Consider the following 14,527-nt stretch of genomic DNA (forward strand, 5'->3'; position numbering starts at 1 on the left):
CCCCTTGCCCACGCCGCCCCGCTCGTCCCGGGTCCCGGCCTCGACCACCCGGGGCGGAGTCCCGCCGCGGCGCGGCGGCCCCCGGCCGTCCGGACGTCCGCCCAGGCCCCCCGTACGGCGGAAGAAGCCGCGCTGGGCCGTGCGGACGGTGACCGCGCTGTCGGTGGTGGTGCTCGCCTCAGCCGGGATCGGGCACGCGGTGCTCTCCGGTCTGGACTCGGACATCTCGCGGTTCGACGCGTTCAAGGACATGAAGAACCGGCCGCGGGCGGGCGACGGCATGAACGTCCTGATGGTCGGCACCGACGGCCGGGACGAGATCACCGAGGAGGAGCGGCGCAAGTACCGGCTGGGCGGCGCCCCCTGCCACTGCACCGACACCATCATGATCGTGCACATCTCGGAGGACCGGGAGCGCGCGAGCGTGGTCAGCCTGCCGCGCGACTCGTACGCCGTCACGCCCGGCCACACCGACCGCACCACCGGCGAGCACCACGAGGGGCACCCGCTCAAGCTGAACGCCGCCTATGCCGAGGGCGGCCCGCAGCTGACGATCCGCACAGTGGAGAACATGACCCGCGTGAAGATCGACCACTATCTGGAGGTCGACTTCACCAGCTTCATGAAGACGGTGGACGTCCTCGGCGGGGTGAAGATCTGCACGGTCAAGCCGCTCAAGGACAACTACACCGGTCTCGACCTGCCGGCCGGCACCCACACCCTGAGGGGCGGCCAGGCACTTCAGTACGTGCGGGCCCGCCACCTCGACGGCGCCTCGGACCTGAGCCGGATGAAGCGCCAGCAGCGCTTCCTGGCCGCTCTGATCGACCGGGCGACCTCCTCGGGGATCCTGCTGAACCCGCTGAAGTTCCGTGACGTCACCCGGGCCGTGCTCGGCTCGGTCCGGGCCGACCAGGGCTTCGGCACCGACGAGCTGCTGACGCTCGGACGGGCGATGCGGAACTTCTCGCCGTCGTCCTCCGAGTTCACCACCGTGCCGATCGGACGGATGGGCTACGCCGTCAAGGGCGTCGGTTCGACCCTGAAGTGGGACCCGGCGAAGTCCGAGCGGCTCTTCGGCGCCCTGCGCGAGGACAAGCCGCTGGCCGCGCCGAAACCGAAGCCGAAGGGGCCGCCGCCGGTGCGGGTCCCGGTGGACCCGAAGCAGATCCGCGTGCAGGTGGAGAACGGCACCCGGACCTCCGGGCTCGGCAAGCGGGTGGACGACGCGCTGGCCGCGACCGGCTTCCGCACCACCAGGGCACCGAGGAACGCCGACGACCGGGCGGTCGAGCGGACCGTCGTCGCCTACGACCCGCGCTGGGACCAGTCGGCGAAGTCGCTGGCCGCCGCGCTGCCCGGCAGCGAGCTGAAGCCGGTCAAGGGGCAGGGGGCGACGCTGAAGGTGATCGCGGGCGCCGACTTCAAAAACGTGGCGAAAGTGCGGCCGGCCGACCCGCCGCAGGAGTCGGGCACGGTGGTGCGGGGCGACGAGGTGGTCTGCGGCAAGGAGTGAGGCGCGCCGGGTCCACCGGCGCGCACCCGCTCAGTTCCCGGAGACGGTGACCTTCTCGTCGTTCTTCAGCTCCTCGACGAGCTTCTTCACCTTGGCGTCGTCCCACTTGAGGTTGCCGCCGACGCTGCCCGAGATCGGCATGTTCATCGAGGTGCCCTCGCCGCCGCTGACGCTCTTCATCGCCCAGAACATGCTCGCCAGGTCGAACAGGCCCATGTCCTTGTCGACGATGAGGGAGTCCAGGCCGGCGCCCATGGTCGGGTAGAGCTTGAAGGGGTTGAGGACCGTCGACGGGGTGGCCACCTGGCTCGCCAGCGCCGACAGGAACTTCTGCTGGTTCTTGGTGCGGTCCAGGTCGGAGCCGGCCAGCGCGTACCGGGTGCGGACGAAGGCGAGGGCCTCCTCGCCGTTCAGGGTCTGCTTGCCCTTCTGGAAGTCGGCGCCGGACTTCTTGTCCTTGATGTCCTGCGGGATGTCCATCTCGACGCCGCCGACCGCGTCCACGATGTTCGCGAAGCCGGCGAAGCCGATCTCCACGTAGTGGTCCAGGCGCAGCCCGGTGTTGTGCTCGATGGTGCGCACCAGCAGCTCGGGGCCGTCCTCGGCGTAGGCGGCGTTCAGCTTGGTGTGCCGGCCGGTGCCCGGGTACTTCTTGCCGGACTCGGAGCCGACGAAGCTCGGGATCTCCACGTCCGAGTCGCGGGGCAGGGAGATCAGCGTCGACCCGTTGTCCCCGGTGTGCAGGATCATCATCGAGTCGGTGCGCTTGCCCTCGGCGGAGCCGGTGTGCAGGTCCTTCTTCTGGTCGGCGGTCATGCCCTCGCGGCTGTCGGAGCCGACGATCAGGTAGTTCGTGCCCTCGCCCGCCCCGGGCCGCTCGATGACCTTGGACAGGTCGACCTCGCGGTTGAGCTTGGAGTCGGCCCAGAAGTAGGTGCCGACCGTGGTGACGACCAGCGCGGTCACGACCGTGATCGCGGTCCACTTGATCCGGCGGCGCCAGTCCGGCGCGGGCCGGTCCCGGACCTGACGGCCGGGGCCCTGGCCGCCGCCACCGCCGCCGTAGACCTGGCCGGTGTTGTAGCCGCTGTCGTAGCCGTCGCCGCCGTACCCCTGGCCGTCGGTGTACGACGGCTGCTGGGGCACCCCGGCGCCGTACGGCGGGGCCGACGGGCCCGGCCCGGGCGGCGGCGTCGCGCCACGGCGGACCTGACGCATCACACGTGCGCTCTCGGGCCGCGCGCTCGCGCTGCCGCGTCCGTATCCGCTGCCGCGGTTGTCACCGGACCATCCCTCGGGCCAATCATTCATGCGCACCAGTGTGCAGGGCCGCACTGTGGGGGTTACAAGGTTCGTCGGAAAATCAGGGCAGTGCTGTTGCGAACCCGACACAAAAACACGCCGTTGTAGCCCCGGCATAAGGTGGAGGGCATGACAGACCAGGCAGAACAGGCCTCGGCCGCGCAGTCGACGGCCCCGGAGATCCCGGGCAAGCCGACCTCGGCCTCCCGCACCACCCTCAGCCACATCATGACGCACGCCGACACCAACCTGCTGGGCACGGTGCACGGCGGTGTGATCATGAAGCTCGTCGACGACGCGGCGGGCGCCGTGGCCGGACGGCACTCCGGCGGACCGGCCGTCACCGCGTCCATGGACGAGATGGCGTTCCTCGAACCGGTCCGCGTCGGTGACCTCGTCCATGTGAAGGCGCAGGTCAACTGGACCGGCCGGAGTTCCATGGAGGTGGGTGTCCGGGTGCTGGCGGAGCGCTGGAACGAGTCCACGCCCGCCACCCAGGTCGGTTCGGCCTATCTGGTCTTCGCCGCCGTGGACGCCGACGGCAAGCCCCGCACGGTCCCGCCGGTCCTCCCCGAGACCGAGAAGGACAAGCGCCGCTACCAGGAGGCCCAGATCCGCCGCACCCACCGCCTGGCCCGCCGCCGCGCGATCATGGAGCTGCGCGAGCGACGGGCGGCGGAGGGGTACGAGGACTGAGTCCTCCCGGACGCCTCGGCGCGCGGGTGCCGGTTTACGGCAGGTTGCGCGCCATGACGATGCGCTGGACCTGGTTCGTGCCCTCGTAGATCTGCGTGATCTTGGCGTCGCGCATCATGCGCTCCACCGGGTAGTCACGGGTGTAGCCGTAGCCGCCGAGCAGCTGGACGGCGTCGGTGGTGACCTCCATGGCCACGTCGGAGGCGAAGCACTTGGCGGCGGCGCCCTGGAAGGTGAGGTCGGCGTCGCCGCGCTGGGACTTGGCGGCGGCCGCGTAGGTGAGCTGGCGGGCGGCCTCGATCTTCATGGCCATGTCGGCGAGCATGAACTGGATGCCCTGGAAGTCGGCGATCGGCTTGCCGAACTGCTTGCGCTCCTTGACGTAGCCCTTGGCGTAGTCGAGGGCGCCCTGGGCGATGCCGAGGGCCTGGGCGGCGATGGTGATGCGGGTGTGGTCCAGCGTCTTCATCGCGGTGGCGAAGCCGGTGCCCTCCGCGCCGATCATGCGGTCGGCGGGGATGCGGACGTTGTCGAGGTAGACCTCGCGGGTCGGGGAGCCCTTGATGCCGAGCTTCTTCTCCGGGGCGCCGAAGGAGACGCCCTCGTCGGACTTCTCGACGACGAAGGCGGAGATGCCCTTGGAGCGCTTGTCCGGGTCGGTGACCGCCATCACGGTGTAGTACTCGGAGACGCCCGCGTTGGTGATCCAGCGCTTGACGCCGTTGAGTACCCAGAAGTCGCCGTCGCGGACGGCCTTGGTCTTCATGCCGGCCGCGTCGGAGCCCGCGTCGGGCTCGGAGAGGCAGTAGGAGAACATGCCGTCGCCCTTGGCGAGCGGGGTCATGTACTTCTTCTTCAGCTCCTCGGAGCCGGAGAGGATCACCGGGAGCGAGCCGAGCTTGTTCACGGCCGGGATGAGGGAGGAGGAGGCGCAGGCGCGGGCCACCTCCTCGATCACGATGACCGTGGCGAGCGCGTCGGCGCCCGCGCCGCCGTACTCCTCGGGGACGTGCACCGCGTGCAGGTCGTTCGCGGTCAGGGCGTCCAGGGCCTCCTGCGGGAAGCGGGCCTCCTCGTCCACCGCGGCGGCGTACGGCGCGATCTTCGCCTCGGCCAGCGAGCGGACGGCGTCCCGGAGCATGTCGTGCTCCTCGGACGGGCGGTACAGGTCGAAGTCAGCCGATCCGGCCAAGGTGTCTCACGCTCCAAAACGCTGTGCTGCTGGGCACGCTAACTACCGTTAAGTAACCCAAATTTTAGAGCCCCGGCCGCACCGGTGGATAGGTGAGCTTGACGACAGCCGACCGAAGGGCGTTTCCGGCGTCCCGGATATGCTCGGGCGCGCAACCGTGCCGTACACCCCTGGAGCACCCCATGGCCCTGAAGATCACCGTGATCGGTACCGGCTATCTCGGCGCCACCCACGCGGCGGCCATGGCCGAGCTGGGTTTCGAGGTGCTGGGTCTGGACGTGGTGCCGGAGAAGATCGAGATGCTCCAGCGGGGCGAGGTCCCGATGTACGAGCCGGGTCTTCAGGAACTGCTGCGCAAGCACGTCGCCGGTATCGAGGGCGCCAGCGGGCGGCTGCGCTTCACCACCGACTTCGCCGAGGTCGCGGCCTTCGGCGACGTGCACTTCCTGTGCGTGAACACCCCGCAGAAGCACGGCGAGTACGCCTGCGACATGTCGTACGTCGACTCCGCGCTGGCCTCGCTGGCGCCGCACCTGACCGGCCCGGCGCTGGTCGTCGGCAAGTCGACCGTGCCGGTGGGCTCCGCCGACCGGCTGGCCGCCTACCTGGCCGAGCACGCGCCGGCGGGCGACGAGGCCGAGCTGGCCTGGAACCCGGAGTTCCTGCGCGAGGGCTTCGCCGTCGAGGACACCCTGCGCCCCGACCGGCTCGTGGTCGGCGTGCGCAGCGAGCGGGCCGAGCGGCTGCTGCGCGAGGTGTACGCGACGCCGATCGCGCAGGGCTCTCCCTTCGTCGTCACGGACTTCCCGACGGCCGAGCTGGTGAAGACCGCCGCGAACTCCTTCCTCGCCACCAAGATCTCCTTCATCAACGCGATGGCGGAGGTCTGCGAGGCGGCCGGCGGCGACGTCGCCAAGCTGGCGGAGGCGATCGGGTACGACGACCGGATCGGGAAGAAGTTCCTGCGGGCCGGGATCGGCTTCGGCGGCGGCTGTCTGCCGAAGGACATCCGCGCCTTCATGGCCCGCGCCGGTGAGCTGGGCGCCGACCAGGCGCTGACCTTCCTGCGCGAGATCGACTCCATCAACATGCGCCAGCGCGGCCAGATGGTGGAGCTGACCCGGCAGGCGCTGGGCGGCGGCCCGTTCCTCGGCAAGCGGATCGCGGTGCTCGGCGCCACCTTCAAGCCCGACTCGGACGACGTGCGCGACTCCCCCGCGCTGAACGTCGCCGGGCAGGTCCACCTCCAGGGCGCCCAGGTGACGGTGTACGACCCCAAGGGCATGGACAACGCCCGGCGGCTCTTCCCGACCCTCGGCTACGCCGACTCGGCGCTGGAGGCGGTGCGGGGCGCGGACGTCGTGCTGCACCTCACCGAGTGGCGGGAGTTCCGCGAGCTGGACCCGGAGGCGCTCGGCGAGGCCGCGGCGGCCCGGGTGATCCTGGACGGGCGCAACGCCCTGGACCCGACGCTCTGGCGGAAGGCCGGCTGGACCTACCGGGCGATGGGCCGCCCCACCGCCTGACGACCGCGCGGAGGACGCCGGTTCGGCCGAGGCTCAGTCGGCCGAACCGGCGTCGTCCGCATTCTGCCCCACGAAGCGGCGCGGCGGCCGGTGAACCCCTGGGGGGTTTACGCGTCCTTGGCCCGGTACCGGTGATAACTGTGGTGACCGGAGAACCGAAGACCGCGTGCTTCAAGGAGGAAGTCATGGCCGTCGCCGAACTGGGCCCCGTCGTCCTGGACTGTCCCGACCCCCGCGCACTGGCCCGCTTCTACGCCGGCGTGCTCGGCGGCACCGTCGAGGGCGAGGGCGACTGGGTCGACCTGAAACTGCCGGGCGGACAGGCGCTGGCGTTCCAGGCCGCCCCCGGGTTCGTGCCGCCGAAGTGGCCCGCGCCCGACGACTCGCAGCAGTTCCACCTCGACCTCGAAGTGAAGGACCTGGACGCGGCCGAGAAGGCGGTGCTGGAGCTGGGCGCGAGGCCGCTGGACGCGGACGACCGCACCCGTACCTTCCGGGTTTACGCCGACCCGGCCGGGCACCCGTTCTGCCTCTGCGCCTGCTGAACACCGGCCCACGAGCATCCGGAGGACGCCCATGGCACCCGTGGCACGTTTCCGTTCCGTCGTCGTCGACTGTCCCGAGCCGAGTGAGCTGGCCCGCTTCTACGCGGCGGTCGGGGGCGGCACGCCCGACGAGGAGGACCCGGACTGGGTGGTCCTCCAGGTGCCCGGCGGACCCCGCCTGTCCTTCCAGCGGGCGCCTGACCTCACGCCGCCCGAGTGGCCGCGCTCCGACCGCAACGCCCAGCAGTTCCACCTCGACTTCGACGGCGGGGCGACCTGGGCCGAGATGGACGCCGCGCACGAGAGGGTGCTGGCGCTGGGCGCCCGGCCGCTGGACCTGGAGGACCGGGAGGAGAAGGACTTCATGGTGTACGCCGATCCGGCGGGACATCCGTTCTGCCTGTGCCGGATCGAGCACACGTGACGCTCGCGCGGACTATCCGTCCAGGTCGGCGATGGTCGCCGTGGACGGCTCGCGGCGCAGCTGGGCCGCCTTCGCGGTGAAGGCCGCGGCCCGCAGGACGCGCTGGAGGTTGCCCCAGGTCAGCAGGGCCACGTCCGCCTCGTCCCAGCCGCGCCTGAGCAGCTCGGCGACGAGCCGGGGGTAGCAGGAGGGGTCGCCGAGCTCCAGGGGGTGGGCGGTACCGGTGTCGTAGGTGCCGGACAGACCCACGCTCCGCGGCCCGGCCACCGTGCGGACGTGGTCGAGGTGGTCGGCGACGTCCCGGACGGTCGGGCCGGTCTGCTCGGCGGTCAGCGGCACCATGCACAGGCCGCCCGCCGCGCCCAGCTCCACCAGCAGGTCGTCGGGGAGGTTGGCGGGGTGCGGGCGCAGCGCGCGGGCCGCGGAGCGGGTGCACAGCGCCGGGGCCTTGGACACCGCGAAGGTACGGCGGATGGTCTCCGCGGAGGCGCCGGAGAGGTCGGCGACCACTCCGAGGCGGTTCATCTCCCGGACGACCTCCTCGCCGAACCGGGTCAGCCCCGCCTCGCTCGCCCAGCCCACCCCGGACAGCGTCAGGGCGCGCAGGCCGAGGGCGTGCAGGGAGCGCAGGATGCCGAGGCAGTCGCCGAGGGCGGCGGCGCCCGCGGGACCGGGCAGCACGGCGACCCGGCCGCAGTTGCGGGCGTCGATGGCCTGCCCCGCGTCGTAGGCCAGGCGCAGGCCCTCCGGGTGGGCCCGCACGACCGTCTTGACCAGGTCGAGCTGCTCCAGCGTGGCACCGACCGCCCGGTCCCCGTCGAGGGACTCGGGCAGGTGCAGCGACCACAGCAGCGCGCCCACGTGCCCCGCGCGCAGCCGCGGCACGTCGGTGTCGACTGCGCTCTCGCCCAGCTCCAGGTCGTACCAGGGCAGGTGCTTGAGCGCCCACGGCAGGCCGTTGCAGCCGTCGGCGACGGGGTGGGCGGCCAGCACGGCGAGCGCGCGGCTCAGGGGCTCGTCGTCGGGGTCGGACACGGGCGCGTAGGGCTCCGGCGGAAAGGCCTCCGCGGCGAGCGGCACGGGCAGGTCGTCGAGCCCACCGGCCTCGGTACCGGTGTGCAGGTCGTCCTGGAGGTCTGCCATGACGGGCTCCGTACGGTCGTCGTGAGGTACGGCCACCGTCGCACGGAGCGGAAAGGGCTTCCTGGTGGATGGGGCGTTCGGGGGTACGCGGCTCGCGGGTTCCCGGCATACGGGGGCGGGGCGACCGGACCGACCGGCTGCCCCGCCACGAGGGAGGTGACGGCTCAGCCGTCGAGCTCCTCCAGCGACGCGTTGGACGGCTCCCGCGTGGCCTGGAGCCCCCGGGCCACCTCCTCGGCGGCGTCGAGCACGCGCACCGCGTTCTTCCAGGTCAGCTTGGCCAGGTCGGCCTGGGACCAGCCGCGGTCGAGCAGCTCGGCGATCAGGTTCGGGTAGCCGGAGACGTCGCCGAGGCCGTCCGGAGTGAAGGGCGTGCCGTCGTAGTCGCCGCCGATGCCCAGGTGGTCGACGCCCGCGACCTCGCGCATGTGGTCGAGGTGGTCGGCGACCGTGGAGACGGTGGCGACGGGACGGGGGACGCGCTCCTCGAAGGCGGCGTGGACCTTCATCGCCTCGGGGCCGGAGTCGAGGTGGTGGAAGCCGTGCGCGCGCATGTTCTCGTCGGCCTCGGCGGTCCAGTCCACCGCGGCCTGGAGCACGAACTTCGGCACGAACGTCACCATCGCCATGCCGCCGTTGGCGGGCAGCCGCTCCAGGACGTCGTCCGGGATGTTGCGCGGGTGGTCGCAGACGGCCCGGGACGAGGAGTGCGAGAAGATCACCGGCGCGGTGGAGGTGTCCAGCGCGTCGCGCATCGTCGTCGCCGCCACGTGCGAGAGGTCGACCAGCATGCCCTCGCGGTTCATCTCCCGCACGACCTCGCGGCCGAAGGCCGACAGACCGCCGACGCCGGGCTCGTCGGTCGCCGAGTCCGCCCACGCGACGTTGTCGTTGTGGGTGAGCGTCATGTAGCGCACGCCGAGCGCGTACAGCGCGCGGAGCGTGGCCAGCGAGTTGTCGATGGAGTGGCCGCCCTCGGCGCCCATCAGGGACGCGATCCGGCCCTCGGCCCGCGCGGCCTCCATGTCGGCGGCGGTCAGCGCGGCCCGCAGCTGACCGGGGTGGCGGTCGATCAGCCGCCGTACGCAGTCGATCTGCTCCAGCGTCGCCGTCACCGCGCCCGGCAGGTCGGAGCGGACGTACACCGACCAGTACTGGGCGCCGACACCGCCGGAGCGCAGCCGGGCCAGGTCGGTGTGCAGGTGCGCGGACTGGTCGGCGGCGATGTCGCGGGCGTCGAGGTCGTAGCGGACCTGCTCGCGCAGCGCCCAGGGCAGGTCGTTGTGCCCGTCGACGACCGGGAACTCGCGCAGCAGCTCGCGGGCCCGGTCGAGGGAGGTCGTGGAGGTCGTCATGGGCGTGCCTTCCGTCCCTTCCGTCACTTGTCCGTCACTTGCCGAATCCGAAGCCGGCCGCGGAGCCCCCGACCTTGTTGCGCAGCCGCTTGCCCTTCTCGGTGGCCTGGTCGTTGAGCTCCTGCTGGAACTCGCGCATCCGTCCGAGCAGCTCCTCGTCGTGGGCGGCGAGGATGCGGGCGGCCAGCAGACCGGCGTTGCGGGCGCCGCCGACGGAGACGGTGGCGACGGGGACACCGGCCGGCATCTGCACGATGGACAGCAGGCTGTCCATGCCGTCCAGGTACTTCAGCGGCACCGGGACGCCGATGACCGGCAGCGGGGTGACGGAGGCGAGCATGCCGGGCAGGTGGGCGGCTCCCCCGGCCCCGGCGATGATCGCCTTCAGTCCGCGTCCGGCGGCCTGCTCGCCGTACGCGATCATCTCGTGCGGCATGCGGTGCGCGGAGACGACGTCGACCTCGTAGGGGATCTCGAACTCGTCGAGGGCCTTGGCGGCGGCCTCCATGACGGGCCAGTCGGAGTCCGACCCCATGACGATGCCTACGACCGGGCTCACCGGGCTGGCCTGGCTCATTCGGTGATCGTCCCTCTCAGGTAGCCGGCAGCGTGACGGGCGCGCTCCAGCACGTCGTCCAGGTCGTCGCCGTAGGTGTTGACGTGGCCGACCTTGCGGCCGGGCTTCACGTCCTTGCCGTACATGTGGATCTTGAGCTGCGGGTCGCGGGCCATGCAGTGCAGGTACGCGGAGTACATGTCCGGGTAGTCGCCGCCCAGGACGTTGACCATCACGGTCCACTTCGCGCGCGGGCGCGGGTCGCCGAGGGGGAGGTCGAGGACCGCGCGGACGTGGTTGGCGAACTGCGAGGTGATCGCGCCGTCCATCGTCCAGTGGCCGGAGTTGTGCGGGCGCATCGCGAGCTCGTTGACCAGGATGCGTCCGTCGCGGGTCTGGAACAGCTCGACGGCGAGGTGGCCGACGACGCCCAGCTCCTTGGCGATGCCGAGCGCCATCTCCTCGGCGCGCAGGGCCAGCGCCTCGTCGAGGTCGGGCGCCGGGGCGATCACCGTGTCGCAGACGCCGTTCACCTGCTGGGACTCGACGACGGGGTAGGCCACCGCCTGGCCGTGCGGGGAGCGGACCACGTTGGCTGCCAGCTCGCGGACGAAGTCGACCTTCTCCTCCGCCAGCACGGGCACCCCCGCGCGGAAGGGCTCGGCCGCCTCCTCGACGGAGTCCACGACCCACACGCCCTTGCCGTCGTACCCGCCGCGGACCGTCTTGAGGACCACGGGGAAACCGTCGCCCTCGACGGCGCCCTCCGCGGCGAAGGCGGCCACGTCGGCCGGATCGCTCACGATCCGGTGCCGCGGGCAGGGCACGCCGATCGCGTCGAGCTTCGCGCGCATCACGCCCTTGTCCTGGGCGTGCACGAGCGCCTCGGGTCCGGGGCGGACGGGGATGCCGTCCGCCTCCAGGGCCTTGAGGTGCTCGGTCGGCACGTGTTCGTGATCGAAGGTGATCACGTCACAGCCGCGCGCGAACTCGCGCAACGTGTCCAGATCGCGATAGTCGCCGACGACGACTTCGTTCACGACCTGCGCCGCAGAGTCCTGGGGAGTGTCACTGAGAAGCTTGAACCTGATGCCGAGCGGGATGCCCGCCTCGTGTGTCATACGAGCGAGCTGGCCACCGCCGACCATGCCGACTACCGGGAACGTCACACCCCTAGCGTATCGGCCGCGCGGAGCCCACCTGTTTACCGGCCGTTTCAGACCGGTCCAGCTGCCCGTTCCGGCTCCCCCGGGTCCGTCCGCAGGAAGATCGCGCGTCCGGGTGGTTAGCATGAACGGATTGACGCCAACCGATGGACGGGGGCCTGCACGGCCATGGGACATGGTTCCTCGGGTGCTCAGACGGCTCCCTCCACTGACCCGGCGCCGCGCGCCGGGATGCGCGGGCGGGTCCACCGGTTCGTGCGTGAGGTGGTGAAGTTCGGCGCCGTGGGCGGCGCGGGGGTGCTGGTCAACCTCCTGGTCTTCAACTTCGTGCGGCACGTCACCGACCTCCAGGTGGTGCGGGCCAGCATCGTCGCCACGGTCGTCGCGATCGTCTTCAACTACGTGGGCTTCCGCTACTTCACCTACCGCGACCGCGACAAGAGCGGCCAGACCCGCGAGATGTCGCTGTTCCTGCTGTTCAGCGCGATCGGGCTGGTCATCGAGAACGGCGTGCTCTACACGGCGACGTACGGGTTCGGCTGGGACAGCCCGCTGCAGAGCAACATCTTCAAGTTCCTCGGCATCGGGATCGGCACGCTGTTCCGCTTCTGGTCCTACCGCAGCTGGGTCTTCCGCGCGCTGCCCGCCCGTGAGCCGGTGACGCGGGCGGAGACCTTCCTGGAGCACGAGCACCCGACCGCGGTCCCCCGCGCGGACGGTGCCCCCGCCGGCCACCGCTGACCCGCTCCCCCGGCCCGGGGGGCTCAGCGCACCGTGTCCCCACCGTCCGCCGAGGACTTCTTCGACGGCGGCGTACGGGACAGGAACAGCCCGAAGACCGGTGGACGCCCCTGGAGCAGCTCCAGGCGGCCGCCGTCCGCCTCGGCCAGGTCGCGGGCGACGGCCAGGCCGATGCCGGTGGAGTTGCGTCCGCTGATCGCCCGCTCGAAGATCCGCGCGCCCAGGTCGCCCGGGACCCCGGGGCCCTCGTCGGTGACCTCGACCACGGCCTGGTTGCCGGTCACCCGGGTCCGCAGGGCCACCGTGCCGCCGCCGTGCATCAGGGAGTTCTCGATCAGCGCGGCCAGCACCTGCGCCACGGCGCCCGGGGTGCCCACGGCCGTCAGATGGCGCTTGCCGGAGCTGACGATGGCCCGGCCCTCACTGCGGTACGCCGGGCGCCACTCGGCGATCTGCTGCTGGATGACGTCGTCCAGCTCGAAGGTGACGGCGGAGCCGCTGCGCGGGTCGCGGGAGTTGGTGAGCAGCCGGTCCACGACGTCGGTCAGCCGCTCCACCTGCGACAGCGCGATCGTCGCCTCCTCCTTCACCGTCTCCGGCTCGTCGGTGAGCGTGATCTCCTCCAGCCGCATCGACAGCGCGGTCAGCGGCGTACGCAGCTGGTGGGAGGCGTCGGCGGCCAGACGTCGCTCGGCGGTGAGCATCCGGGCGATGCGCTCCGCGGAGGAGTCCAGCACGTCCGCGACCCGGTCCAGCTCGGGGACGCCGTACCGCTTGTGCCGCGGGCGCGGGTCGCCGGAGCCGAGGCGTTCTGCGGTCTCGGCGAGGTCGGTGAGCGGCGAGGCGAGGCGGTTCGCCTGCCGGATCGCAAGCAGTACGGCGGCGATCACCGCGAGCAGCGCCACCAGGCCGATGATCAGCAGGGTCCGCCCGACCTCCCGGGTGACCGAGGAGCTGGGCTCCTCGACGAGGACCGTCTCGCCCTCCTCGCCGGTGGCCCTGCCCTGGAGGACGTCTCCGGACGGCTTGCCGCCGACCTCGATGACCGGCTCGCCGGGGATGCGGATGACGGCATAGCGGGCGTCGCGGATCTGCTCCCGCAGGAACTCCTCGTCGACAGAACCGGTGCCGATGAGCCGGCTGTCGACAATGCTGGCCAGCCGCACCGCCTCCAGGTCGACCCGTTCCTGGGCGGTGCTGCTGATGGTCCGGGTCTCGACGATGACGAGGGAGACGCCGAAGACGGCGATCACGACGAGCACCACGGCGAGCGTGGACTGGATCAGTCGACGGCGCATGTCCTCTTACCCGGAAGGCCCCCCTCGGGGCTTGCTCAGTTCTTCTCGAAACGGAAGCCCACGCCGCGCACGGTGGCGATGTAGCGGGGGTTGGCCGCGTCGTCCCCCAGCTTCTTGCGCAGCCAGGAGATGTGCATGTCGAGGGTCTTGGTCGACGACCACCAGGTCGTGTCCCAGACCTCGCGCATCAGCTGGTCGCGAGTGACGACCCGGCCGGCGTCGCGCACCAGGACCCGCAGCAGGTCGAACTCCTTCGCGGTGAGCTGGAGCTCCTCCTCGCCCATCCAGGCCCGGTGCGACTCGACGTCGATGCGCACGCCGTGGGTGGCGGGCGGCTGGGGGGGCTCCACGGCGCCGCGCCGCAGCAGGGCCCGGACCCGGGCGAGCAGCTCGGCCAGGCGGAAGGGCTTGGTGACGTAGTCGTCGGCGCCCGCGTCCAGGCCCACGACGGTGTCCACCTCGTCGGCGCGCGCGGTCAGGATCAGGATCGGCACGGCATGGCCCTCGGACCGCAGCCGGCGGGCGACCTCCAGACCGTCCATGCCCGGCAGGCCCAGGTCCAGCACGACCAGGTCGACGCCGCCCTGGAGCCCGGCGTCGAGTGCGGTGGGTCCGTCCTCACGCACCTCGACCTCGTACCCTTCCCTGCGCAGAGCGCGGGCCAGCGGCTCCGAGATGGACGCGTCGTCCTCGGCGAGCAGTACACGGGTCATGGGCTGATGGTAGACCGCTCGGAGCAACGCCCGGGGCAAGATCGCTGCCACGGCCGGCGTACAAGGGGCAAGCCGGACACCGGCCGAGCGCGCCCCGGACACCCGCCGTACGACCCGCCTCGTCGACCCCGCGTCCGCACCTGCGGCTGTGGGGTGCCATCCTGTGATGGACCTTCGAAAGATCGTTCACGGTTCCACAATTACCTGTGATCCGCGTCTCAAGTCCTTCCATACCGGGCGGTGTCCTGCCGTATGGTGAATCAGCGCCTGTAGCACCCCGTGGACCTTTGGCGACAGTTCGACGCTGAAGGTCACTTTTGTGTGCGGGCCGGCCCCCACGGCCGGCCTTGAAAG

14 protein-coding genes are annotated in these 14,527 nt (G+C 71.4%); 6 read left to right on the forward strand and 8 right to left on the reverse strand.

All coding sequences use genetic code 11. The features are described 5' to 3' along the window. Positions 1-4: 4 nt before the first annotated feature. Entirely contained in the window at positions 5-1,516 is a 1,512-nt protein-coding gene (locus tag ACZ6IM_RS13035; RefSeq protein ID WP_469556487.1) for an LCP family protein, read from the forward strand. A 30-nt stretch (positions 1,517-1,546) separates the two neighbouring features. Here ACZ6IM_RS13035 and ACZ6IM_RS13040 read toward each other — a convergent pair whose 3' ends face one another. Further along, positions 1,547-2,827 carry an LCP family protein gene (locus ACZ6IM_RS13040; protein ID WP_469556490.1) on the reverse strand — a complete coding sequence of 427 codons (1,281 nt, stop codon included), beginning with the start codon at positions 2,825-2,827 and terminating at the stop codon, positions 1,547-1,549. 120 nt (positions 2,828-2,947) lie between these two features. On the opposite strand from ACZ6IM_RS13040, the gene ACZ6IM_RS13045 reads away from it, so the two are divergent. Next, a complete protein-coding gene (locus tag ACZ6IM_RS13045) occupies positions 2,948-3,514 on the forward strand; it encodes an acyl-CoA thioesterase (RefSeq protein ID WP_052842130.1) in 567 nt (188 codons plus the stop codon). Positions 3,515-3,548: 34 nt separating this feature from the next. Here the strand turns inward: ACZ6IM_RS13045 and ACZ6IM_RS13050 are convergent, their stop codons facing one another. Continuing rightward, the gene (locus ACZ6IM_RS13050) at positions 3,549-4,706 is read right to left on the reverse strand and encodes an acyl-CoA dehydrogenase (protein WP_052842131.1); all 1,158 of its coding nucleotides are present in this window, start codon (positions 4,704-4,706) and stop codon (positions 3,549-3,551) included. A gap of 182 nt (positions 4,707-4,888) precedes the next feature. On the opposite strand from ACZ6IM_RS13050, the gene ACZ6IM_RS13055 reads away from it, so the two are divergent. The 3 genes from ACZ6IM_RS13055 to ACZ6IM_RS13065 all read left to right on the forward strand — a co-directional run bounded on the left by ACZ6IM_RS13055 (position 4,889) and on the right by ACZ6IM_RS13065 (position 7,201). After that, positions 4,889-6,232 (forward strand): UDP-glucose dehydrogenase family protein, encoded by a 1,344-nt coding sequence (locus ACZ6IM_RS13055; protein ID WP_052842132.1) that lies wholly within the window; start codon positions 4,889-4,891, stop codon positions 6,230-6,232. A 185-nt stretch (positions 6,233-6,417) separates the two neighbouring features. Beyond that, complete coding sequence (locus tag ACZ6IM_RS13060; RefSeq protein ID WP_052842216.1) at positions 6,418-6,777, forward strand: VOC family protein; 360 nt, start codon at positions 6,418-6,420, stop codon at positions 6,775-6,777. Positions 6,778-6,808: 31 nt separating this feature from the next. Further along, on the forward strand, positions 6,809-7,201 hold the full coding sequence (locus ACZ6IM_RS13065; RefSeq protein WP_052842133.1) for a VOC family protein: 393 nt from the start codon (positions 6,809-6,811) through the stop codon (positions 7,199-7,201). Between the two features lie 12 nt (positions 7,202-7,213). Here the strand turns inward: ACZ6IM_RS13065 and ACZ6IM_RS13070 are convergent, their stop codons facing one another. The 4 genes from ACZ6IM_RS13070 to ACZ6IM_RS13085 form a co-directional block, all read right to left on the reverse strand. Beyond that, entirely contained in the window at positions 7,214-8,344 is a 1,131-nt protein-coding gene (locus ACZ6IM_RS13070) for a dipeptidase (protein WP_052842134.1), read from the reverse strand. Positions 8,345-8,508: 164 nt separating this feature from the next. Then, positions 8,509-9,699: a dipeptidase gene (locus tag ACZ6IM_RS13075; protein WP_469556497.1), complete on the reverse strand. Its 1,191-nt coding sequence runs from the start codon at positions 9,697-9,699 to the stop codon at positions 8,509-8,511. A gap of 34 nt (positions 9,700-9,733) precedes the next feature. Then, positions 9,734-10,276 carry a 5-(carboxyamino)imidazole ribonucleotide mutase gene (purE, locus tag ACZ6IM_RS13080; RefSeq protein WP_052842136.1) on the reverse strand — a complete coding sequence of 181 codons (543 nt, stop codon included), beginning with the start codon at positions 10,274-10,276 and terminating at the stop codon, positions 9,734-9,736. Further along, positions 10,273-11,424 (reverse strand): 5-(carboxyamino)imidazole ribonucleotide synthase, encoded by a 1,152-nt coding sequence (locus ACZ6IM_RS13085; RefSeq protein ID WP_469556501.1) that lies wholly within the window; start codon positions 11,422-11,424, stop codon positions 10,273-10,275. The genes purE and ACZ6IM_RS13085 overlap by 4 nt, the downstream gene beginning before the upstream one ends. Before the next feature lie 165 nt (positions 11,425-11,589). Here ACZ6IM_RS13085 and ACZ6IM_RS13090 point away from each other — a divergent pair, with 165 nt between their 5' ends. After that, complete coding sequence (locus ACZ6IM_RS13090; RefSeq protein WP_052842138.1) at positions 11,590-12,162, forward strand: GtrA family protein; 573 nt, start codon at positions 11,590-11,592, stop codon at positions 12,160-12,162. A 23-nt stretch (positions 12,163-12,185) separates the two neighbouring features. Here ACZ6IM_RS13090 and draK read toward each other — a convergent pair whose 3' ends face one another. Together draK and ACZ6IM_RS13100 are read right to left on the reverse strand one after the other, a co-directional pair. Next, the gene (gene draK / locus ACZ6IM_RS13095) at positions 12,186-13,460 is read right to left on the reverse strand and encodes a two-component system sensor histidine kinase DraK (RefSeq protein WP_052842139.1); all 1,275 of its coding nucleotides are present in this window, start codon (positions 13,458-13,460) and stop codon (positions 12,186-12,188) included. Positions 13,461-13,495: 35 nt separating this feature from the next. Then, positions 13,496-14,173, reverse strand: coding sequence for a response regulator transcription factor (locus ACZ6IM_RS13100; RefSeq protein WP_052842140.1), 678 nt, complete (start codon positions 14,171-14,173; stop codon positions 13,496-13,498). Positions 14,174-14,527 lie beyond the last annotated feature (354 nt).

Source organism: Streptomyces sp. NPDC042336, from assembly GCF_055581985.1.

Coding starts and splice junctions, on each gene's coding strand:
- ACZ6IM_RS13040 (WP_469556490.1), bottom strand. CDS start 2,827: ATGAATGATTGGCCCGAGGGATGGTCCGGTGACAACCGCGGCAGCGGA.
- ACZ6IM_RS13045 (WP_052842130.1), top strand. CDS start 2,948: ATGACAGACCAGGCAGAACAGGCCTCGGCCGCGCAGTCGACGGCCCCG.
- ACZ6IM_RS13055 (WP_052842132.1), top strand. CDS start 4,889: ATGGCCCTGAAGATCACCGTGATCGGTACCGGCTATCTCGGCGCCACC.
- ACZ6IM_RS13060 (WP_052842216.1), top strand. CDS start 6,418: ATGGCCGTCGCCGAACTGGGCCCCGTCGTCCTGGACTGTCCCGACCCC.
- ACZ6IM_RS13065 (WP_052842133.1), top strand. CDS start 6,809: ATGGCACCCGTGGCACGTTTCCGTTCCGTCGTCGTCGACTGTCCCGAG.
- ACZ6IM_RS13070 (WP_052842134.1), bottom strand. CDS start 8,344: ATGGCAGACCTCCAGGACGACCTGCACACCGGTACCGAGGCCGGTGGG.
- ACZ6IM_RS13075 (WP_469556497.1), bottom strand. CDS start 9,699: ATGACGACCTCCACGACCTCCCTCGACCGGGCCCGCGAGCTGCTGCGC.
- purE (WP_052842136.1), bottom strand. CDS start 10,276: ATGAGCCAGGCCAGCCCGGTGAGCCCGGTCGTAGGCATCGTCATGGGG.
- ACZ6IM_RS13090 (WP_052842138.1), top strand. CDS start 11,590: ATGGGACATGGTTCCTCGGGTGCTCAGACGGCTCCCTCCACTGACCCG.
- draK (WP_052842139.1), bottom strand. CDS start 13,460: ATGCGCCGTCGACTGATCCAGTCCACGCTCGCCGTGGTGCTCGTCGTG.
- ACZ6IM_RS13100 (WP_052842140.1), bottom strand. CDS start 14,173: ATGACCCGTGTACTGCTCGCCGAGGACGACGCGTCCATCTCGGAGCCG.